Origin of the sequence: Pseudomonas sp. GM60 (assembly GCF_000282415.1) — a bacterium.
Classification (GTDB): Bacteria; Pseudomonadota; Gammaproteobacteria; order Pseudomonadales; family Pseudomonadaceae; genus Aquipseudomonas; species Aquipseudomonas migulae.
Window position 1 is genome coordinate 1 of record NZ_AKJI01000122.1, and the last position, 19,828, is coordinate 19,828.

The following is a 19,828-nucleotide window of genomic DNA, read 5'->3' on the forward strand; positions in this document are numbered from 1 at the left end:
AGGGGCAAGAGCCCTTTGGTTACTTTGGGGCTTTTCCAAAGTGACTCGCCGTAAGGGCGAAACCAATAGCCGCCGTGACCGAAGAAACGGATATGCCCCCACCCACCGCAAATGGCAAAAAACACCACCCCCCTTGAGCACTTTCGACCTATCCCAACCAAACCACCGCCCCTAGACTCTTGCCCCCAATAACAGCGCCAAACGCGCACAAGACCGAACCAGGGAAACCCACATGAACCCATCCGACATTTTCGTTATCAGCGCCGTCCGTTCCGCCATCGGCAGCTTCGGCGGCTCGCTCAAGGATGTGCCACCGATTCAACTGGCCACCGACGTCTGCCGCGCCGCCATCGAACGCTCGGGGCTGGCACCTGAGCACATCGGTCATGCGGTGATGGGCCATGTGATCCCGACCGAAGCCCGCGACGCCTACATCTCCCGGGCGGTGGCGATGAATGCCGGCCTGCCGAAAGAGACACCCGCCTTCAACGTCAACCGCCTCTGCGGTTCCGGTTTGCAGGCAATCGTCAGCGCCGCGCAAAGCCTGATGCTCGGTGATGCGGGCGCGGCGCTGGCCGGTGGCGTCGAATCCATGAGCCGTGGCGCGTATCTGTTGCCGCAAGCGCGCTGGGGCGCACGCATGGGCGACATGCAGGCCATCGACTACATGCTCGGCGTGCTGCAAGACCCGTTTGCCGGTTTCCACATGGGCATCACCGCGGAAAACATCGCCGAACGCTACGGCATCACCCGTCAGGCCCAGGATGAACTGGCCATGCTCAGCCAGCAGCGCGCTGCCCGGGCAATCGCCGAAGGCCGCTTCAACAGTCAGATCGTGCCAATCGAAGTGGCATCGCGCAAAGGCACCGTGACCTTTGCGACCGACGAACACGTGCGTGCCGAGGTCAATGCCGAGCAACTGGCCAAGATGAAACCGGCCTTCAAAAAAGACGGCAGCGTCACCGCCGGCAACGCCTCGGGCCTGAATGACGGCGCCGGTGCGCTGATCATGGCCACCGGTGAGATGGTGCGCGCACAAGGCCTCAAACCAATGGCCCGGCTGGTCGGCTATGCCCACGCCGGTGTCGAGCCGGAACTGATGGGGCTCGGCCCGATTCCCGCCACTCGTCTGGTGCTCAAACGTGCCGGCCTGACCGTCGCCGACCTGGATGTCATCGAGTCGAACGAGGCCTTCGCCGCGCAAGCCTGTGCCGTGGCGCAGGAACTGGGCTTCGATCCGGAGAAGGTCAACCCCAACGGTTCGGGCATCTCGCTGGGCCATCCGGTGGGCGCCACCGGCGCGATCATCGCGACCAAGGCCATTCACGAACTGCACCGCGTCCAGGGCCGTTATGCACTGGCGACCATGTGCATCGGCGGCGGCCAGGGCATCGCCGTGCTGTTCGAACGCGTCTGATATGTCCACCCTGCCCCCGTTCAACGGGGGCAGCCGAACAAACTATTGCTCGCAGGTTTGACTGATGACCTAACCTCATAGGCTGAATGACTAACAACAGAGTCAGGCACTCCTATGCGTCATGCACTGAAAGCCATGATTTTCGTCGCTTTCACGCTTTTCGGGGCGGGACCCGGAATGCTGTTGGCGGCAGACCCTGCGGACATTTCAATGCCCAGGGCGGTTGCCGCGCCCCCCAGCGTTTCCCCAAGCGACCTCCAGGCGTTGCAACTTCGGCTGGACGCCCTCAAACAACAGATCTCGCTGGTTGATAACTACAGCCAGCTGGAGGCCCCGCAGGACCTGGTCCAGATGTTCATGCTGGATGTCGATCGCCTCTCGACCTCGCTGCTTCCCCTGCAGACTCAACTGCGTGCGCAACTCGGTGTACTGGGGCCTGTCCCGCGCGATGACGCCGCGGCCGAGCAGCCCGATATCACCGCGCAAAGGGTCGCGCTCACCGAGCAAAAAAACAAAGTCGACGCCACCCTGAAAACCCTGGCCACCCTGAAAACGAGTGCCACCGACCTCATCACCCAGATTGCCGGCATCCGTCGCAACATGCTGGAAAGCGAACTGACCCTGAGCACCCGAAGCGTCCTGAACCCCGAATTCTGGTCACCGATCCTGAGCCCTTCGATGGATGATCGACAGCGCTTCGCATCGTTCCTCGGTCAGGCAAGTGAGGTCGTCAAACTGGCCTGGCAACCGGGCCAACGCCTCTACACCAGCGTACTGTTGCTGCTGGCTCTGCTTATCTGGACGCTGGGCCGCCGTCTCGCGGAACGAGGGCTGACGTGGCTTTGCATTCACCGGATGCCAGAAGGACGCCTGCGCCGCAGTTCCCTGGCGCTGGCTTCCGTATTGGCCACGGTGCTGACGGTCGGCCTGTCCCTGCAACTGCTGTTTTATGTCTTCACACGCCAGGCTCCGCTGACGCCGACACTGACGACGTTCTCCCAGGAGTTCGAAAAAGTCGCCTACACCTGCGTGCTGATCACCGCGTTGAGCCGCGCCCTGTTGTCCACGAAGCACCCGTCGTGGCGGCTGCCGGCGCTTGCCGATCAGGTGGCGCTGTCACTCAAGCCTTATCCGCGGGTTCTGGCGGGCGTGCTGCTGGTTCTGGTGACAATGATTCAGATTACCAACGCAACAGGCATGAGCAGCGGCATCGTGATCGCAGGTCGAGGGGTCGTCGCACTGGTTGTTACGTGCGTTCTGGTGGATTTATTGTGGCGCACCGGCAAAGTCCGCAGAGCCGTCGTGGCGTCTGGCGAAGCCTATGAAGCCGGCAGGACGTTCGCGGGCGTGCTTTACACCCTCGCCAGTCTTGCGATGGTGATCTGCCTGGTATCCCTCCTGACCGGTTACGTGTCCCTGGCCAGGTTCGTCACCTATGAACTGGTCTGGGGCTTTCTCATCCTCTCCGGTTTCTATTTGCTGATGCAGTGCTTCAAAGATGCCTGCGAATACTTTTTTTCAATCAAAAGTCCCAGCGGCAAGGCGCTCAAACAGTTGCTCGGCATTGAAGACCGGCGCCTGGAGCAGATCTCGATCGTTCTGTCGGGGGTCGGGCGCGCCGGACTCTTGCTGCTGGCGCTGGTCACGCTGTTCGTCGGCGGGGTCGGCACGACGCTCGGGCAACTGCTCACCAACGTCTTTTCCATTCTCGGCGGCGCCGGGCTGCGCAAACTGAACATCATCCCCGGGCACTTGCTCAATGCCGCACTGGCCTTGCTGATCGGCATCTACCTGATTCGCACGCTGGGCCGCTGGCTGGACAAGGAGCTCCTGCCGAAAACCGAGATGGACCCTGGCATGCGCGCTTCGCTGACCACGCTGTTTGCCAACATCGGCTATGCGTTGGTCATTCTGCTGACGCTGTCATCGTTGGGCGTGCAGTGGACCAACCTGGCCTGGATCGTCAGCGCGTTGTCGGTTGGGATTGGTTTTGGCTTGCAGGAGATCGTCAAGAATTTCGTCTCAGGCCTGATCCTGCTAACCGAGCGCCCGGTGAAAGTCGGCGACCTGATCAGCATCAGCGGGGTCGAGGGCGACATCCGCCGGATCAACGTGCGGGCCACCGAAATCCAGCTCAGTGACCGCTCGATCGTCATCGTGCCCAATTCGCAGCTGATCTCGCAAAACCTGCGCAACGTAACCCTGGGCGGCAGCGCCCAAGGGGTGGCGTCACTCGAACTGACCTTCCCCCTGGACATCGACCCCGAACAGGTGAAAGACCTGCTCTACAACACCTACCGCGAGCACGAGACCATTCTCGACAAACCGGCGCCGATGGTGCGCTTCAGCAAACTGACCCCCGAGGGCATCACGCTGACGGTCACTGGCTATGTCGGCAGCCCGAGAATCGTCGGCGTGACCAAGAGCGACCTGCTGTTTGAAATCCTCAAGCGCCTGAGTGACGCCGGTATCGAGCTGGCGAAGCCGGCACCCACGGTGTGAGTCAGTGGGCGATGCACACTGATTTCAGTTCGGTGTAGGCCTCGATCACCGCACGCCCGAACTCGCGGCCCATGCCGGATTGCTTGACGCCACCAAACGGCATGGCCGGGTCGAGCAGCACGTGGGCATTGACCCAAACGGTGCCGGCCTCGATGCGCGGCACCAGGTTCATCGCTTTGCCGAGGTCATTGGTCCACAGGCTGGCGGCCAGGCCGTAGCGGTTGTCGTTGGCCAGGGCGATCACGGCGTCTTCATCGTCAAACGGCATCACCCCCAGTACCGGGCCGAACACCTCTTCCCGGGCCACCGCCATGCTGTGGTCGATATCAGCCAGAATGGTCGGCTGCACATAGAAGCCCTCGCCTTCCACCAACTCGCCCCCGGACACTACTCGTGCGCCTTCGCGACGCGCCAGCTCGATGTGCTTGAGCACGCTTTGCTGCTGCTTGCGCGAGACCAGCGGGTTGATCGCCGCTTCGCCGTTCATGCCTGCACCGATGGGCATCGCCGAAACGGCGGCGGCGAGTGCTTCAACGAATTGATCGTGGATCGAGCGATGCACGTAGAAGCGCGAAGCTGCCGCACACACCTGGCCGTTGTTCAGCAGACCGCCAAGGATTGCGCCCTGGACGGCTTTTTCGATGTCGGCATCGGCCAACACGATCATCGGGTTTTTGCCGCCCAGCTCCAGCGAGAACCGCGTCATGTTTTCCATGCACGCCACACCGACGCTTTTGCCCACCGCCGTGGAACCGGTGAAGGACACTTTGCTCACCAGTGGATGCGCCGTCAGCACACCGCCGACATTGGCGCCGCCACCGGTGACGACGTTGAACACGCCCGCCGGAATGCCCGCTTCCAGCGCCAGTTCAGCCAGACGCATGGCGGTCAGCGGCGTTTCCATCGCCGGTTTGATGATCACCGTGCAACCGGTGGCCAGCGCCGGCATCAGCTTCCACGCCGCGATCAGCAACGGGAAATTCCACGGCACGATCCCGACCACCACGCCCACCGGCTCACGCTTGGTGAACGCGGTGAATTTCGCCCCCGGCGGCAGCGGAATCGACACGTCAAAGGTCTGCCCTTCGATTTTGGTCGCCCAGCCGGACATGTAGCGCATGAACTCCACGGTGGCGTTCAGGTCCAGTGCGCGCGCCATGTTGATCGACTTGCCCTGACTCAGGGTTTCCAGCTGCGCCAGCTCTTCGGCATGCGCTTCTACCAGCGCAGTGAAGTTCAGCAGGATGCGTTCGCGGTCCGCCGGGCGCAGGCCCGACCACACGCCGGACTTGAAGGCTTTATGCGACGACTGCACCGCCTGTTCGACCACCTCCAGCGGCGCGTCGAGGGTTTCGCACAGGGTTTGTCCGGTGGCCGGGTTGACCACGGCAATGCGCGGCCCTTCGGCGAACACCCATTGGCCATCGATAAAGCAGCCGTGGCGGCGGTCAAGGAATGCAGCAACCTGCGGCAGGATTTCAACGTTGCTCATAAATCACCTTTGGTTCAGACGTGTTGTTCAGCCGGATAACGGGCTGATTACTGTTGTTCTTTGAGGAAACACACGACCGCCTGGCGATCGTCCGCGGAGGCCAGGCCCATGTAGGGCATGTAGGTCCCCGGCACGAAGGCCTGGGGTTGGGTGATGAGTTGCGCGATGTTCTCGGCCTGCCAGTTGATGTCTTTGCTGCGCATGGCCTGGGAATAGTTGAAGCCTTCCAGCGAGCCGGATTTGCGCCCGACCACACCCGCCAGGTTCGGCCCCATCATTCCCGTCATGCCCTTGGTCACCGAATGGCAGACCGCGCATTCATTGGCGAAGACCTGAGCCCCATGCCCCTGGTCGGGCGCGCAGTCAGCGGCCAGCGCGGTGTGCGCGAGGGTGAGTGAGAGCAGACCGATGAGGGGCAATCGCAGCGAGGTGAACATAGGAAAACGACCTTGAAAATCCGCGCTCATCCATTGAGCGGCAACACGGGAGCGCCGACGCAGCGGTGCATCGACAGGGTTGAGAGGGATTGTCGATGGTCAGTGATGCGCAGGTTTTGCCCTGCGTGCCAGTCGTATTGGCGAGGCTGCCAAACCGGGCATTTTGGCAAGCACAGCCAACTCTTTGGCAACCACACAAAAGGCCGGAAAAGTTCCGCGCCTTACTATCGAAAAAGACCGCAAACCTGCGCTCAAGAACAAGAACGGATGCCACACATGCTCAAGTCCCCCTTGCTGCGTCTCTCTACACTTGCCCTGATGATCAGCGCCGGCCATGCCGGCGCGTACGAACTCTACGCCGATGACGACAGTCACCTGAACGCCACGCTGGAAGCGGTCTTCGGCATCTTCCACAGCCAGGAAAACTACGCGCTGTCCGGTCGCCTCGACCCGGGTTCTTCGTCGTGGCGCGAGGGCTACATCAAATATGGCCTGAGCTTCGACAAGGGCCTGGCCGGTGTCGGCACCGCGTATGGCGCGGCGAACCTGCTCAGCTCCGGCACCTGGGGCGACGGCGATGCCGCAGGCTTCAGCGACGGTTCGGAACGCACCACCAAATTCGAAGACGCCTACCTCGGCTGGCGTTCGGGCAAGCTGTTCGACGTGCTCGGCGAGGACGGCGTCGACCTGTCCTTCGGTCGCCAGAACATCGTGGTCGGTGATGGTTTCCTGATTAATGGCGACGCGCTCAACCTGGGCAAAGGTCTGGCCGACGGTGAGTTCAACCGCGGAGGTGCCTACTGGCTGGCGGCGCGCAAAGCCTTCGACGAGACTGCCGTGCTGCGCCTGGGCGGCAAGGAAGGCTGGCGTGGCGACCTGATGTGGTTGAAATCCGATAACCGCGCACAAGCGAAAACCGAAATGTACGTCGGCACGCTTGAGCATGTCGCCGAAGCCGGCACAGTCGGTTTGACCTACATCGACACCACCGATGTCGACGAAGAGTTCGCCTCCCCTTCGCAGCTTGAACGCGACGGCATGAAAACCTACAGCCTGCGCGCAGCCGGCAATGCCGGGGTGAAAAACCTGTTCCTCTCCGGCGAATACGCCAAGCAGGACAAACCCCACACCAGCACCGAAGTCGCCTGGTACCTGGAAGCCGGCTGGACCTTCGCCGACGTGGCCTGGACGCCAAATGCCAGCTACCGCTACAGCCGTTTCTCGGAAGGTTATGACACGCTGTTCTATGGTTTCAGCCGTGGCTTCGGCACCTGGTTCCAGGGTGAGGTCGCCGGCAACTACGCCGGCCCGTTCAACACCAACTCGCGTATCCAGCAAGTCAAGTTCACCGTCTCGCCGCTGGAGAACCTGACGGTCGGTGCGATGTATTTCAACTTCGACACCATCGACCGCAACCTCGGCAATACCGATGGCCACGAAGTCGATCTGTATGCCGAATGGCACGTCAACGAACACCTGACGGTGATGCCGCTGATCGGCCTCTATCAGCCGGACAAAAGCGCCGACGAAGGTGGCACGCAGCTGGGCAGCAACGACAAGAACCTCTACAGCCAGGTGATTTTCGCCACCACGTTCTAAGCCCCCACGCAATCCCTGTAGGAGCGAGCCCGCTCGCGATGGACGTCAACGATGACGCGTGTTGCCTGAATGAACGCGTCGCCCAGACATTTTTCGCGAGCGGGCTCGCTCCTACAGGGGACCGTGTCATGCCTCAAGGAAAAAGGCCTTTCCAATGCACAAAAAATTCCTGACGATTCAGAGCAAAATTGCCCTGCTCGCCGGCCTCTGCCTGCTGTTGGTGGTGGGTTTGCTGATGGGTTTGTCGCTGTATCAAACCCATCGGAGCAGCCAGCAAGTGGCCGAGGCCAGCAGCGAAATGCTCGCCAACGCCGCCAAGGAACACATGCAGGCGCTGGGCAAAGTGCAAGCGATGCAGGTGCAACGCACCTTCATGCAGACGCACGAATATGGCCAAGGGTTGTCGCGCTATCTGCTCTACCTGAGGCAGTTGCAACATCAGGGCAACCTTACCCGTCCACAACTGCGCCAGGAGCTGAGCACCCAGCTGCACCAGGCCCTGATCGACAAGCCCGACCTGCTCGGGCTTTATGTCATTTTCGAACCCGATGCCCTGGACGGCGCCGACGCCGGTTTCGTCGATCAGGCGACCATGGGCAGCAACGAAACCGGGCGCTTTTCGCTGTATTGGGTGCAAAGCAAACCCGGCGAACTGCAAGCGGTGATCGGCGACGAAGCGCTGCTCGCCAACACCTCGCCCGGTCCCAGCGGCGCGCCCTACAACGCCTTCTACACCTGTGCCCGCGACACCCGCAAAGCCTGCGTGCTGGAGCCGTATTTCGACGAGGCCTCCGGCAGCCGCAAACTGGTGACCAGCATCGCGTTCCCGCTGCTGGACCATGACAAGGTCATCGCCGTGGTCGGCCTCGACATCAACCTCGCCGCCCTGCAACAGAACAGCGAAGCCAGCGCGCTCCAACTGTTCGACGGCAACGGGCAGATCAGCATCGTCAGCCCGCGCGGGGTGATTTCCGCCAACAGCCAGGACGTCAGTCGCCTCGGGCAACCGCTGGACAATGCCGAGGTGATGGACACCTTGCGTCAGGGCCAGCCGAAAGTGTTCGTCGATCAACAGCAGATCAAAGTACTTGAGCCGCTGGCACCGATTGTCGGTGCGGCGCCGTGGGGTGTGCTGGTCGGCGTGCCGCAGAACGTGCTGCTCGCCCCGGTCACCACGCTGCAACAGGAACTCGATGCGCAAGCCGTGCGAAGCACCGCGCTTGAGCTGTTGCTGGGCGGCGGCTCGGCGCTGCTTGGCCTGGTGTTGATCTGGTACGCGGCGTATCGCATCACCCGGCCGCTGCAACTGCTGACGCGGGTCATGGAGGATATTTCCCTGGGCGAAGGTGATCTGACCCGACGCCTGGCCGTGCAATCACGGGATGAAATCGGCCAACTGGCGACGGCGTTCAACCGCTTTGTCGAGCGTATCCACCACTCCATCCGCGAGGTGTCTTCGGCGGCGCTCGGCGTCAACGAAGGCGCCAAGCGTGTGCTGCTGGCGTCCAACGCATCGCTGAGCAATTTCGATGAACAATCGACCCGCACCAACAGCGTCGCCGCCGCGATCAACGAACTGGGCGCCGCCGCCCAGGAAATTGCGAACAACGCCTCCGACGCCTCGCAGCAAGCCTCCGCTGCGCGCCAACAGGCCGAAGACGGGCGTCAGGTGGTCGAGCGCACGATTGAGGTGATGAATGAACTGTCCGGCAAAATCAGTGCGTCGTGCGTCAACATCGAAGCGCTGAACAGCAAAACCGTGAACATCGGGCAAATCCTCGAAGTGATCAAAGGCATCTCTCAACAGACCAACCTCCTCGCCCTCAACGCCGCCATCGAAGCGGCACGGGCGGGTGAAGCGGGACGTGGCTTTACCGTGGTCGCCGACGAAGTGCGCAGCCTGGCCGGGCGCACACAGACCTCGGCGGCAGAGATTCAGCAGATGATTGAAGCACTGCAAGTCGGTGCCCGTGAGTCGGTGACGACCATGACCGAGAGCCAGCAACACAGCGAGGAAAGCGTCAGCATCGCCAACCTCGCCGGCACGCGGCTGGGCAGCGTGACGCAACGCATTGGCGAGATCGACAACGTCAACCAATCGGTGGCCGCAGCCACTGAAGAGCAAACGTCGGTGGTCGAGGCGTTGAACGTGGACATCACCGAGATCAACACGCTGAACCAGCAAGGAGTGGAGAACCTGCAATCGACGTTGCAGGCATGTACCGAGCTGGAGCGCGAGGCTGGGCGGCTGAATCAGTTGGTCGGGAGTTTTCGCATCTGAAGGCAGCGGTGCCTGATCTACCGCTATCGCGAGCAAGCTTGCTCCTACAGTGACCGCGTCCGTCCGGGCACCCCGGTCATCTGTAGGAGCGAGGCTTGCCCGCGATGAACGATAACGCGGTGTTTCAGCAAGCCGCCACAGCATGCTCAATCCGATGAAACAACCGGTTGAAATACACCAGGCTATCGCCCTCCCCGCGCACACCCACCTTCGACAATTCCACAAACATCACCGAATGCGACCCGACTTCCTTGCACTCACTGATCCGTCCTTCCAGCTGCACCAGTGCATCACGCAGCACCGGCACGCCCGTGTCGCCGCCGTCCCACAAGTCCCAGGCAAATCGCTCGGCCATCGGCACCTGGGTCATGCCGGCGAAGTGTCGGGCCAGTTCTTCCTGTTCGCCGCACAGCACGTTGACGCACAGCCGGCCGTTGGTGCGGAACACATCGTGGGTGGCGCTGTTGCGGTTGACGCACACCAGCACGGTCGGTGGCGAATCCGTCACCGAGCACACGGCGCTGGCGGTGATGCCGCAGCGTCCGCCGGGGCCGTTGGTGGTGATGATGTTCACCGCCGCCGGCAGTTGCGCCATGGCGTTGCGAAAGTCGATTTGCTGCTGGCTCAGGTTGGCCATGTCGGTGCCCCTTCCTTCAGGATGACCGCGCGTTCGCGGCCCGTGGGTGATGGAACAAGACTAAAGCCCGGCGTGGCGCGCAGCCATTCTGACGATCCCCATGCCGAGGTAGGCTTTCCGCTAGTCGACTAGGTGGTTTCTTTATCGTCAGGGCCCGTCGCAGTGGGTATTCTGCTAAAAGGCGCCAACATAGGTGTCGACGTCCGCCGCAGCGTGCACGCGTGCGAAAACAATAATTAGAAAATCTCGTGGCAACCCCTGATGGAAACCCGCAAACCGATTGTTTATATCGTTGATGACGACAAAGACCTGCGCACTTCGCTGGCCTGGTTGCTGGAGTCGGTCAGCGTCCAGGCGCAATGCTTTGCCGGCGCTGAAGAGTTCCTGAGCCAGTACGACCCCAAGCAACCGGCGTGCCTGGTGCTGGACGTGCGCATGCCGGAAACCAGCGGCTTTCAGCTGCAGGAAATCCTCAACCAGCGTGGCAGCACCCTGCCGACGATCTTCGTGTCCGCCCATGGCGACATTCCGATGTCGGTGACCGCGATGAAGAACGGCGCACTGGATTTCGTCGAGAAACCCTACAACCCGCAGCAGATGATCGACCGCATACAAGCGGCGCTGAAGACCGCCGTGCATGCCCAGGCCGATCAACAGCAACGCCAGCACCTGCAAGGCAAACTCGCCCTGCTGACGAGCCGTGAACGGGAGGTGTTGATGCTGGTGATCGATGGCAAGGCCAGCAAGGTCATCGCCCGGGAGCTGAACATCAGCGTGAAAACCGTTGATGTGCACCGGACCAAGATCAAGGAAAAGATGGGCGTGACCAGCATTGCCATGCTGGTACGCGAAGTGCTGCATTTGCCGGTGGATGAGCCGTCTCGGCATTGAGGGACCTACGGCGGTCATGAGGCCGCCATCGCCGGCAAGCTGGCTCCTACAGGGGATCTCCTGCGATCGCAGGATATGTGAACGGCGGTGACCTACTGTAGGAGCCGGCTTGCCGGCGATGGGGTCGGCACATTCAACATCAATGGCGCCTGACACTCCGCCATCGCCAGCAAGCTGGCTCCTACATTGGAAATCCAGCGAACAGAAAGTATGTGTACGACGATGATCCCCTGTAGGAGTGAGCCTGCTCGCGATGAGGCCGGCACATTCAACATCAATGGCGCCTGACACTCCGCCATCGCCAGCAAGCCGGCTCCTACAGGAGAGGTCAGTTGTGGCTGTAGCGCTTGCGATAAGCGCCCGGCGAGACGCCGAAGCGGGATTTGAACGCCGAGGAGAAGTAGCTGGAATCGGAAAAACCCCAGGCGTAACACAGCGCCGAGAGCTTCTGCTCGTCAGGTGAGCGGCGCAGGTTTTCCGCGCAGAAATCCAGGCGTCGGTGCTTGATGTATTGCGCCACCACCAGGCCGCGCTTGGAGAACATCCGGTACAACCCGCGCACCGAAATCCCTACCTCACGGGCAATCAGCTCGGGGCACAGGTCTTCGGCGCTGATGTGTTCGTCGATGTAGGCGATGATCTTGCGAAACTGCCGCTCGTGGGCATCCGCGCCGCTGTCGCGGGCACTGATCCCGGGCAACAACAGGCTGACCAACGCATCCAGTACCGCTTCGCTTTCCTGCATGTCCAGGCCTTCCTGCTGCCGGGTATCCAGCACCAAGCGGTTGGCCATCGACGCCAGTGGTGTACTGGCCGCGATGCGTGTGGCGCAGTTGACTGCATTGAAATGCGAACCACGCTCGACCACCTGACGCGGCAGGATCAGCGACAACTGTCGGGAATCCTCGTTGTAGGTCATGTCACTCGGGCGGCAGGCGTCGATCAGGGCGATGTCGCCCGTGCCCAGTTGAGCGCGGTTGTCGCCCTGCTCCAGCCGGGAACTGCCACGCATCTGGAACACTGCGTAATAGTGGCCGTCGCTGCTGACGCTGACGTCCTTGCTGGTGCGATACAGGTGCACGTGCGCCATGTCGACGACACTGAGGTTGATCGCGCCGCTGCGATATTCCGCCAGCTCACCGTAGAAATCCGTATCCAGGGCCCGGGCATCGAAACGCCCGCAGGCCTGGTTGACCTGGCTCAGCCAGCTTTCGAACGCCTCGTTGCGAACCGCCGAAGAAGTCATCATCACTGCAAAGCCTCACGCATTTTATTGTTATTTTTCGACCGCTTCGTCGAGCGGTTCGGCAAATGTTACTTACCTTGGCTGTCTCCTCCTTCGACGGCCGCCAGGCCCTATTCAACAGGCTCCGACACTGGCTTGCCAGCCTTCCCTTGCGTTAGATGTCCAATACCAGACGAGCGGAAACGGCGCGGGAAATGCAAGCGCAAATCTGTTTGTTGGACGCCTTTTCCTTGTTCGACAAACAGTTGTCGCGGTGCTCCGGCACACCGTCCAGCACCTCGACGATGCAGGTGCCGCAGATGCCTTCGCGGCATTCGGTGTCGATGTCACAACCGTGGGCCTGCAACACATCGACCAGACTCGCGTTGGCCGGCACCTGAAGCACCACGCCGGAACTGGCCAGCTCTACTTCAAAACCGCCACTCGGACCGGCATTCGCTGTGGGATCGGCCTGGAAGTGTTCAAGGTGGATCGCATCGTCGCAACGGCTGCGCGCCGCCACTTCCACCACTTTGCTCATGAACGGCGCCGGGCCGCAGGTGTACACGTGTGCGGCACTGCCGGCGTGGTTCAGGCATTCACTCAACGTGGCATCCATGTCACCCGGCTCGATGCCGTAGTGGAACTGCACATGCCCGGCGAACGTGCTCGCCAACAGCTCGGCGAACGCTGCGTATTGCGGCGAACGGGCGAAATAATGCAGGCGCCACGGCTGGCCGTTTTCGCTCAGCCGATAAGCCATGCTCAGCAGCGGCGTGACGCCGATACCGGCGGCGCACAGCACATGTTCGCTGGCCGTCGGGTCGAGGCGGAACAGGTTGCGTGGCGCGCCCATTTCCAGCTCCATGCCCTCTTCCACCTCGTGCAGCGCCGCTGAACCGCCACGGGACTGCGCTTCTTTTTTTACCGCCACCAGATACGCGCGGCGATCCTGCGGCGGGCTGCACAGCGAATATTGACGGGTCACCCCGGTTGGCCCGGTCAGGTCGACGTGGGCACCCGGTTCATAGGCGTCGAGCGGCTGGCCGTCACTGCGCACGAGGCGAAAGGAACGGATATCCAGCGCTTCGTCGACGATCCTTTCGATCTTCACCTTCATCATTGCATCACCTGAAATACGGTTGATTTTGTTATCACGGCGCCGGTGGGCGCTCGCGGTTTACTTGGAGAAACACCTTGTAGGAGCCGGCTTGCTGGCGATGGCGGCCTTGAGACTTGCATCGCCAGCAAGCCGGCTCCTACAGATTTGTATCGCCGATGAGGGCGTCATCGCCGGCAAGCCGGCTCCTACAAGGGTTGTGTGTGAGGCCTTGTTTAGCGCATGAACAGGCCGCCGTTGATGTCCCAGCACGCGCCGGTTACGGAGGCGGCGTGGTCGGCGATCAGCAGCAACACGCTGTCGGCGATGTAGCCGGGGTCGCCGAGGGTGCCGGCCGGGATCATTTTCAGGATCTGTTCCAGACGTTCCGGGGCCACGGTTTCGCGCACCACCGGCAAGTCCAGCGGCCCCGGCGAAATGCTGTTGACCGTCACGCCTTGCGGGGCCAGTTCACGGGCGAAGACTTTGGTCAGCGTCGCCGCGCCGCCCTTGGCCGCAGCGTAATGCGCACCGGTGGCGGTGCCGCCGTTTTGCCCGGCGAGCGAGGCGATGTTGACGATGCGGCCAAAACCACGCTCGGCAAAGTGCGCGCCGAACACCTGGCACGCGACAAAAGTGCCGCGCAGGTTGATTGCCATCGACTCGTCGAACTCCTCGGGGGTGATGTCCATCAACGCGGCGACTTTCGACACGCCGGCGTTGTTCACCAGGATGTCGCAGCCGCCCCAATGCTCGACCAGCACGTCGCGGGCATGCTGGAAGTCGGCCTTGCTGCGCACATCCAGCTCAATGGCGACAGCACTGGCACCGCTGGCATCCAGCTCGGCAGCCAGTCGCCGCACGCCCTCGAGACGCACGTCCGCCAGGGCGACACGATAACCCGCCCCGTGCAGACGGCGGGCGATGCACTCGCCCAGTCCGCGCGAGGCACCTGTTACAAGGGCTACTCGACTCATGATGTTGCCCTCATAGAAGGAAGCCGAGCGCGCTCAGGCTGTCGGTGGAGTTGATCAGGCGTACCACTTTGCGCTCCAGCGACGGCACACCGTCGGTGAAACGGATGCGGTGGTTCAGGTCGGCCACAAACGGCGTGTGCACGCCGCGCTTGTAGGCGTACAGCAACTGCGCCGAGTTGACTTCGACGATGTCGCCGGCGGCTTCGACCAGGCGGAAACGCGAGACCGTGCGGATGGTTTTCGCCGCGTCCACTGCCGATGGCGAGTAGCCGGCGGTCAGGCGTTCGATGCGCAAGTCACGCATGCGCGCATCGTCGTAGGCGTAGTTGAGGTTCGCTTCGAAGTCCTCGGTGTCCGGGTCGATCGGCACGATGTATTTGCCGCTGTCGCTCCACAGGGTCGCCCATTCGGCGTAATTCTTGTGGTCGAGCAATTCGGCTTCGCGCCAGATGAATTCGATGGCCTGGGCCAACGGGCCGGAAAAACCGTTCAGGGTGTCGTGATTGCTCATTGGCTCATCATCCTTTTCCACATGTCGTAGGCACCGCGCATGCCGCCTTCGTCGGTGGCGTGGCTGACTTTGTCGCCGTTCTCGGCGGTGATTTCGCGATTGAGGCCACGGTTGACGAGGATCGGTGCATCGACACCGGCGTACGAACCGCGCTGCACTCGGTCCCAGGCCTCGGCATCGTCCGGGCTGCCGAAACCGAACGGGCCCTGGAAGTGTTCGTGAATGCGCATGCGTTCGCGGTTGGCGATTTCCGGGCCGCCGTCCATGCCGAGGGCAACGTGGCGGATCTCGGTTTCGGTCACAGACACCGGGCGCAGCACGCGGAAGAACGACATCGACATCGCGACGTTGGGGAACAGGTTCAGGTTGAAACCGGCGCCGTGCAGTGAGCGCACGATGCGACGGACTTGCGCAGGCTCCATGGTTTTCGACAGCTCTTCCGTCACGTGAGCGAAGCGCTCCTGCAACTGTTCCGTGCCGTCGTCGTGATCAAGATCGACATGCTCCGGCACCATCACCATCACGCTATGGCCGTTGCCCAGCGTATGGGTGACCGCTTGTTCGTCGGTCATGAACGAGAGCATTTCCGAGGTTTCTTCATCCACCGACGACATGAACGACTTGTGCACGATCGGGAAGTGATAACCGTCGGTGGTGTTTTCCAGCTGGATCTTCCAGTTGCCCTTGAAGCTGAACTTGTGTTCGCCCTGGGTCTTGATCGGGAAACCGGCGCCCTGCTTCATGAACAGGTCCATCCAGTGTTTGGCGCCGCCGAGGAAATCTTCCAGCGGTTCGATCTCGTCGTTGTAGCTGGCGAAAACCATGCCGGCGTAGCTTTCCACGCGCAGGCTGGTCAGCGGCAATTCGGACTTTTCCAGGATGCCTTCGTAGCCGTCCGGATACGGCAGCGCACGGAGCTTGCCGTCCAGACCGTACGACCAGCTGTGATACGGGCAAGTGAAACCGGTGGCGTTGCCTTTGTGTTTTTCGCACACCGTGGCGCCACGGTGCCGGCAGCGGTTTTCCAGGACGTTGATGTTGCCCTTCTTGTCGCGCACCACAATCACCGGGCGACGGCCAATGGTCGCGGTCTTGAAGTCGCCGCTGTTGCGCACTTCGCTTTCGTGGGCAACCCACACCCAGGTGCGGTAGAAAATCTTTTCCAGCTCGGCTTCGAACAGCGCCGGGTCGTTGTACAGCGAGACGTCTACGCGGTCGTGCTGGACCAGGTCTTCGGGGCTTTTCGATGATGCGATCAGCCGGTATTCATGAGTGCTCATGCGGTTCTCCTCATGGCTTTTTTTGATTTCTTGTTAGGGGTCGACCGTTCGCCGGCCATGCTCTGTTGCAGTTGCGCACCGAAGGCGCAGACCAACTCGTCCTGACCTTTACGACCGACAATCTGCAGGCCGACTTTCAGTCCGCTGCCCTCCAGTTCGACCGGCACCGTCAGCGCCGGATGGCCGCTGAGGTTGAACGGCCGCACCAACGGGGTCATGCCGGCCACCGCTTTGCTGGCGCTGCGGGCTTCGACCAGCGTCGGTGGCAGGCTCGGCATCGTCGGCAACAGCAGCACCGCGAAGTCCTCCAGCGCGGCGTCCACTTGCTGGCTGAAACGCGCGCGGACTTTCTCCGCTTGCGCCAGGTCCGCCGCACTCGTGCGACTCGCGGCCAACAGGCGTTGCTCGACATCCGCGCCGATCAGGCCTTTACCCGTGAGGTGGCCGAACGCGGCCCAGTTTTCGAAATTGATGACGGTGAGGCCGGCGGCGAACGCGGCTTCAAAATCGCTCAGGTGCAGCTGGCTGCGACGCCAGCCTGCGCGGTCGGCGGCGGCGCCGAGGCATGCTTGCAGATGCGGTTCGCAGTCGACTTCAAGAAAACCCACCGATGCGTTGCCAGAGGGCAAACCCTGCACCTGGAAGCCAGGGCAAATCACTTGCATCGCCGCGATCAGATCCGCCATGTCGGCGGCAAACGGCCCGACACAATCGAGGCTGGACGCCAACGGATGCGCACCGACGCGGCTGACTCGGCCGTAAGTCGGTTTCAAGCCAGCGATGCCGCAGCATGCCGCCGGTACACGAACCGAGCCGCCGGTGTCAGTGCCGATGGCGATGTCCGCCAGACCGGCGGCGACCGCTGCCGCCGAACCGCTGGAAGAGCCGCCCGGCACGCGGTCCGGTGCTTGCGGGTTGATCGGCGTGCCGGTCCAGTCGTTGATCCCGGTCACGCCAAACGCCAACTCGTGCATATTGGTTTTGCCAACGATTTGCCAGCCTGCGTCGAGGATCGCGTCCACCACGTCGGCGTTGCGCAGCGCCGGTTCAGCCTCGGCAAAGGCACGACTGCCCGAGCGGGTCGGATGGCCGGCGATGTCGATCGAGTCCTTGATCGCGACCCGCTTGCCGTCGCCACCGAGTAAAAATTCGCTGATAAACGTGCTCATGCGCCCGACTCCGAGGTGAAGAGGTCCATGTTGAACAAGCGTTGCGTGCGGAAATGTGCGATCAGCCAGACACCCTCGACACAGCGAAAATCGATGTTCAAGCGCGTACCGAACAGCTCGCTGCGCCCGTCGGCGTAGGTCGACACCTGCTGCATGATCCACTGCCCCTGCGCGCTGCTGCCGTCGACCAGGATCGACTCGCTGGTGAGGTAATGCAGGTTCAGGCGAAAGTGCTCCGAGGGCGGCAAGTAGCCGCCGACAAACGCCGCAATCGCCTCACGCCCGCGATGCTCGCCGAAGGTCTGCGCGGTGACGCTGCCGACGCCTTCCCACACGGCGTCGATGCAGAACAATTGCGCCAGCTCGCTGACGTGGGTGATCGCCCTCGGCACGTCGCACAGGTCCATGTAGCGCGCCATCAAGCGGCGCACCTGGCTCTCCCCTTCGAGCGTCGCCAGACGCTGCAACAAGGCCTCGTTCATGGCTTACACCCTGGCGGCATCAGGGATGGTCAGTGGACGACCGATGCGCGCTTCGACCTTGGCGTAACGCCACAGGCTGTACTCGTTCACCGGCGTGGTGCGGAACAGGTTGCAGGCATCGATCACCGATTGGTGGCAGTCGACGTCGGCCATGATGTAGACGGTCCACGGCGAGGTGGTGGAAGGGCCGACCATCAGCCGGTCATCGTCCATCGCGCCGAGTACGGTGATGCCGGGCATGGCGCCGAGCGAGCCCATCATCTGGCTGAAGCCTTTCCAGACGCTCAGGCCTTCGCCGGTCGGCAGGTCGAAAAAGTTCTGGGTGATGCCGATGCAGAAGACGACGCGCAGCGGTTCTTGAGTGGTCTGGGACATGAATATTGATCCTTGAAGAGAGGGTTCAGATGTAGCCAGGGAACGGCGGCACGCCGAGGAACACCGAGCCGGCGCCGTCGTACAGGCCTTCGCTGAGGAACGCGTGCTGGGTGACCACCATCGAATCGCGCAGGTAGCGCTGCAGCGGATGGCGCAGGTAAATCGCGGTGGTGCCGGCGAGGCTGTACGCGCTCTGCACCACGGCGGCGCCCGCCTGGGACACGTGAATCGCGGACAAGCGCAACAGGCTGGTTTGCTCGGCGGTGACCGGGTTGCCGGCCAGGATCGAATTCCACACTTGCTCGGTGGCGTTGTAGAAGAAGCCACGGGCGGCGGCCAGTCGGGCTTCGGCCTTGGCGATCTCGATGCGCACGTAGGCGCGGTCGGCCATTTTCGGTGCGCCGGTGATGCCGCTGCCGGCGGCCATGCGACTGACTTCGTCGAGGGCGGCACGGGCCAGGCCAAGGTTGACCACGGCCAGCACTTGCGCGGCGTAGGCAATCGACGGGTAGCGGAACAGCGGCTCGTCGATGGTCGCGGCACCGCCACGGATGAAGGTCCAGCGTTCGTCGACGCGTTTGTCGCTGACGCGCAGGTCGTGACTGCCGGTGCCTTTGAGGCCGACCACGTCCCAGTTCTCGATGATTTCGACCTGATCCGCACGGAACACCGCGGTGCGCGGCTTGCCTCCCGCCGCGCCAATCCCCACGCCGAGCAAGTCGGCGCCCTTGCAGCCGCTGGCGAATTTCCAGGTGCCGTTGACCTGCCAGCCGCCCTCGACTGCTTCAGCGGGTTGCAGCGGGAACAGGCCACCGGCGAACACCAGATCAGGGCTTTGGGCGTAAATTTCGGCGAGGGTTTCCGTCGGCAAGGCGGCGAGATAGACACCGGCGCTGCCGAAGCTGGCGACCCAGCCCGCAGAGCCGTCGGCTTCGGAAATACGCTCGATCATCTGCAGGAACAGCGCCGGCGCCAGGGCGTCACCGCCGAAGCATTTCGGCGTGGCGGCGCGGTAGATGCCCACGTGCTTGAAGCGCTCGATCATGTCCCGTGGCACGTGGGAACCGGCGTCGAATTCATCGCGACGCTGGCGCACTTCCGCCAGCACCTGCTCAAAGGCCTGGCGGTGGACGGTGTTGCCGTCGACGCCTGGCAGAGGGTCTTTCTCCGCGACAGCTGAACGCAGCATGGGCTTCTCTCCGTTTTACTTATTGTTAGTGGGCCGAGGCTGGACAACACCGATCCCTGTAGGAGCGAGGCTTGCCCGCGAACGAGGCACCGCGGTTTCAATGGCAGACCGCGTTATCGTTCTTCGCGGGCAAGCCTCGCTCCTACAGAGAAGATGCGTGGCTGCCCTTGCATTGAGGCCCAGTGTAAAAACCGCGTCGGGTCGCCACTATTGGTGCGTGCAGCCTCTTCACTAAAGGAATCCCCTAGCCCGCCCCCGGTTACCT

At 62.3% G+C, this 19,828-nt stretch carries 16 protein-coding genes and 2 pseudogenes; 6 read left to right on the forward strand and 12 right to left on the reverse strand.

All coding sequences use genetic code 11. The annotated features are described in order from the left end of the window. The first annotated feature begins 232 nt into the window (after positions 1 to 232). Together PMI32_RS04010 and PMI32_RS04005 are read left to right on the forward strand one after the other, a co-directional pair. Entirely contained in the window at positions 233 to 1,417 is a 1,185-nt protein-coding gene (locus tag PMI32_RS04010; protein ID WP_008033866.1) for an acetyl-CoA C-acyltransferase family protein, read from the forward strand. Positions 1,418 to 1,531: 114 nt separating this feature from the next. Further along, a complete protein-coding gene (locus PMI32_RS04005) occupies positions 1,532 to 3,919 on the forward strand; it encodes a DUF3772 domain-containing protein (RefSeq protein WP_008033869.1) in 2,388 nt (795 codons plus the stop codon). A gap of 1 nt (position 3,920) precedes the next feature. Here the strand turns inward: PMI32_RS04005 and PMI32_RS04000 are convergent, their stop codons facing one another. Next, on the reverse strand, positions 3,921 to 5,411 hold the full coding sequence (locus PMI32_RS04000; protein WP_008033871.1) for an aldehyde dehydrogenase family protein: 1,491 nt from the start codon (positions 5,409 to 5,411) through the stop codon (positions 3,921 to 3,923). Between the two features lie 47 nt (positions 5,412 to 5,458). After that, positions 5,459 to 5,848 (reverse strand): c-type cytochrome, encoded by a 390-nt coding sequence (locus PMI32_RS03995; RefSeq protein ID WP_008033873.1) that lies wholly within the window; start codon positions 5,846 to 5,848, stop codon positions 5,459 to 5,461. A gap of 276 nt (positions 5,849 to 6,124) precedes the next feature. On the opposite strand from PMI32_RS03995, the gene PMI32_RS03990 reads away from it, so the two are divergent. The 3 genes and pseudogenes from PMI32_RS03990 to PMI32_RS31165 all read left to right on the forward strand — a co-directional run. Further along, positions 6,125 to 7,447 (forward strand): alginate export family protein, encoded by a 1,323-nt coding sequence (locus PMI32_RS03990; RefSeq protein ID WP_008033879.1) that lies wholly within the window; start codon positions 6,125 to 6,127, stop codon positions 7,445 to 7,447. A 373-nt stretch (positions 7,448 to 7,820) separates the two neighbouring features. Beyond that, positions 7,821 to 8,870, forward strand: a pseudogene (locus PMI32_RS31160) (methyl-accepting chemotaxis protein); the annotation flags it as partial. A gap of 261 nt (positions 8,871 to 9,131) precedes the next feature. Beyond that, a pseudogene (locus PMI32_RS31165) lies at positions 9,132 to 9,728 on the forward strand (methyl-accepting chemotaxis protein); the annotation flags it as partial. A 124-nt stretch (positions 9,729 to 9,852) separates the two neighbouring features. Here the strand turns inward: PMI32_RS31165 and hpaC are convergent. Beyond that, a complete protein-coding gene (gene hpaC, locus PMI32_RS03980; RefSeq protein ID WP_008033884.1) occupies positions 9,853 to 10,365 on the reverse strand; it encodes a 4-hydroxyphenylacetate 3-monooxygenase, reductase component in 513 nt (170 codons plus the stop codon). 261 nt (positions 10,366 to 10,626) lie between these two features. Between hpaC and PMI32_RS03975 the strand changes: the two genes are divergently transcribed. Next, positions 10,627 to 11,256: a response regulator transcription factor gene (locus PMI32_RS03975; RefSeq protein ID WP_008033885.1), complete on the forward strand. Its 630-nt coding sequence runs from the start codon at positions 10,627 to 10,629 to the stop codon at positions 11,254 to 11,256. Between the two features lie 328 nt (positions 11,257 to 11,584). On the opposite strand, the gene feaR is transcribed toward PMI32_RS03975, so the two are convergent. The 9 genes from feaR to PMI32_RS03930 form a co-directional block, all read right to left on the reverse strand. Beyond that, positions 11,585 to 12,505, reverse strand: a complete 921-nt coding sequence (gene feaR / locus PMI32_RS03970) for a transcriptional regulator FeaR (protein ID WP_008033887.1) — start codon at positions 12,503 to 12,505, stop codon at positions 11,585 to 11,587. Between the two features lie 151 nt (positions 12,506 to 12,656). Further along, on the reverse strand, positions 12,657 to 13,604 hold the full coding sequence (locus PMI32_RS03965) for a PDR/VanB family oxidoreductase (RefSeq protein ID WP_008033888.1): 948 nt from the start codon (positions 13,602 to 13,604) through the stop codon (positions 12,657 to 12,659). 212 nt (positions 13,605 to 13,816) lie between these two features. After that, a complete protein-coding gene (locus PMI32_RS03960) occupies positions 13,817 to 14,557 on the reverse strand; it encodes an SDR family NAD(P)-dependent oxidoreductase (protein WP_008033890.1) in 741 nt (246 codons plus the stop codon). A gap of 10 nt (positions 14,558 to 14,567) precedes the next feature. After that, positions 14,568 to 15,068: an aromatic-ring-hydroxylating dioxygenase subunit beta gene (locus PMI32_RS03955; protein WP_008033891.1), complete on the reverse strand. Its 501-nt coding sequence runs from the start codon at positions 15,066 to 15,068 to the stop codon at positions 14,568 to 14,570. Beyond that, positions 15,065 to 16,348 carry an aromatic ring-hydroxylating oxygenase subunit alpha gene (locus tag PMI32_RS03950; RefSeq protein ID WP_008033894.1) on the reverse strand — a complete coding sequence of 428 codons (1,284 nt, stop codon included), beginning with the start codon at positions 16,346 to 16,348 and terminating at the stop codon, positions 15,065 to 15,067. The genes PMI32_RS03955 and PMI32_RS03950 overlap by 4 nt, the downstream gene beginning before the upstream one ends. Further along, a complete protein-coding gene (locus PMI32_RS03945) occupies positions 16,345 to 17,517 on the reverse strand; it encodes an amidase (RefSeq protein WP_008033897.1) in 1,173 nt (390 codons plus the stop codon). The genes PMI32_RS03950 and PMI32_RS03945 overlap by 4 nt, the downstream gene beginning before the upstream one ends. Beyond that, the gene (locus PMI32_RS03940; protein WP_008033899.1) at positions 17,514 to 17,999 is read right to left on the reverse strand and encodes a nuclear transport factor 2 family protein; all 486 of its coding nucleotides are present in this window, start codon (positions 17,997 to 17,999) and stop codon (positions 17,514 to 17,516) included. The genes PMI32_RS03945 and PMI32_RS03940 overlap by 4 nt, the downstream gene beginning before the upstream one ends. A gap of 3 nt (positions 18,000 to 18,002) precedes the next feature. Then, positions 18,003 to 18,374 (reverse strand): hypothetical protein, encoded by a 372-nt coding sequence (locus tag PMI32_RS03935; RefSeq protein WP_008033901.1) that lies wholly within the window; start codon positions 18,372 to 18,374, stop codon positions 18,003 to 18,005. Between the two features lie 25 nt (positions 18,375 to 18,399). Beyond that, positions 18,400 to 19,563, reverse strand: a complete 1,164-nt coding sequence (locus PMI32_RS03930; RefSeq protein WP_008033902.1) for an acyl-CoA dehydrogenase family protein — start codon at positions 19,561 to 19,563, stop codon at positions 18,400 to 18,402. Positions 19,564 to 19,828: the final 265 nt, after the last annotated feature.

Excerpts from the sequence above, each read along its gene's own strand:
- PMI32_RS03940 (WP_008033899.1), bottom strand. The coding sequence starts at position 17,999 with ATGAACGAGGCCTTGTTGCAGCGTCTGGCGACGCTCGAAGGGGAGAGC.
- PMI32_RS03965 (WP_008033888.1), bottom strand. The coding sequence starts at position 13,604 with ATGATGAAGGTGAAGATCGAAAGGATCGTCGACGAAGCGCTGGATATC.
- PMI32_RS03945 (WP_008033897.1), bottom strand. The coding sequence starts at position 17,517 with ATGAGCACGTTTATCAGCGAATTTTTACTCGGTGGCGACGGCAAGCGG.
- PMI32_RS03960 (WP_008033890.1), bottom strand. The coding sequence starts at position 14,557 with ATGAGTCGAGTAGCCCTTGTAACAGGTGCCTCGCGCGGACTGGGCGAG.
- PMI32_RS03930 (WP_008033902.1), bottom strand. The coding sequence starts at position 19,563 with ATGCTGCGTTCAGCTGTCGCGGAGAAAGACCCTCTGCCAGGCGTCGAC.
- PMI32_RS03990 (WP_008033879.1), top strand. The coding sequence starts at position 6,125 with ATGCTCAAGTCCCCCTTGCTGCGTCTCTCTACACTTGCCCTGATGATC.
- feaR (WP_008033887.1), bottom strand. The coding sequence starts at position 12,505 with ATGATGACTTCTTCGGCGGTTCGCAACGAGGCGTTCGAAAGCTGGCTG.
- PMI32_RS03955 (WP_008033891.1), bottom strand. The coding sequence starts at position 15,068 with ATGAGCAATCACGACACCCTGAACGGTTTTTCCGGCCCGTTGGCCCAG.
- PMI32_RS04000 (WP_008033871.1), bottom strand. The coding sequence starts at position 5,411 with ATGAGCAACGTTGAAATCCTGCCGCAGGTTGCTGCATTCCTTGACCGC.
- hpaC (WP_008033884.1), bottom strand. The coding sequence starts at position 10,365 with ATGGCCAACCTGAGCCAGCAGCAAATCGACTTTCGCAACGCCATGGCG.
- PMI32_RS03995 (WP_008033873.1), bottom strand. The coding sequence starts at position 5,848 with ATGTTCACCTCGCTGCGATTGCCCCTCATCGGTCTGCTCTCACTCACC.
- PMI32_RS03935 (WP_008033901.1), bottom strand. The coding sequence starts at position 18,374 with ATGTCCCAGACCACTCAAGAACCGCTGCGCGTCGTCTTCTGCATCGGC.
- PMI32_RS04010 (WP_008033866.1), top strand. The coding sequence starts at position 233 with ATGAACCCATCCGACATTTTCGTTATCAGCGCCGTCCGTTCCGCCATC.
- PMI32_RS03950 (WP_008033894.1), bottom strand. The coding sequence starts at position 16,348 with ATGAGCACTCATGAATACCGGCTGATCGCATCATCGAAAAGCCCCGAA.
- PMI32_RS03975 (WP_008033885.1), top strand. The coding sequence starts at position 10,627 with ATGGAAACCCGCAAACCGATTGTTTATATCGTTGATGACGACAAAGAC.
- PMI32_RS04005 (WP_008033869.1), top strand. The coding sequence starts at position 1,532 with ATGCGTCATGCACTGAAAGCCATGATTTTCGTCGCTTTCACGCTTTTC.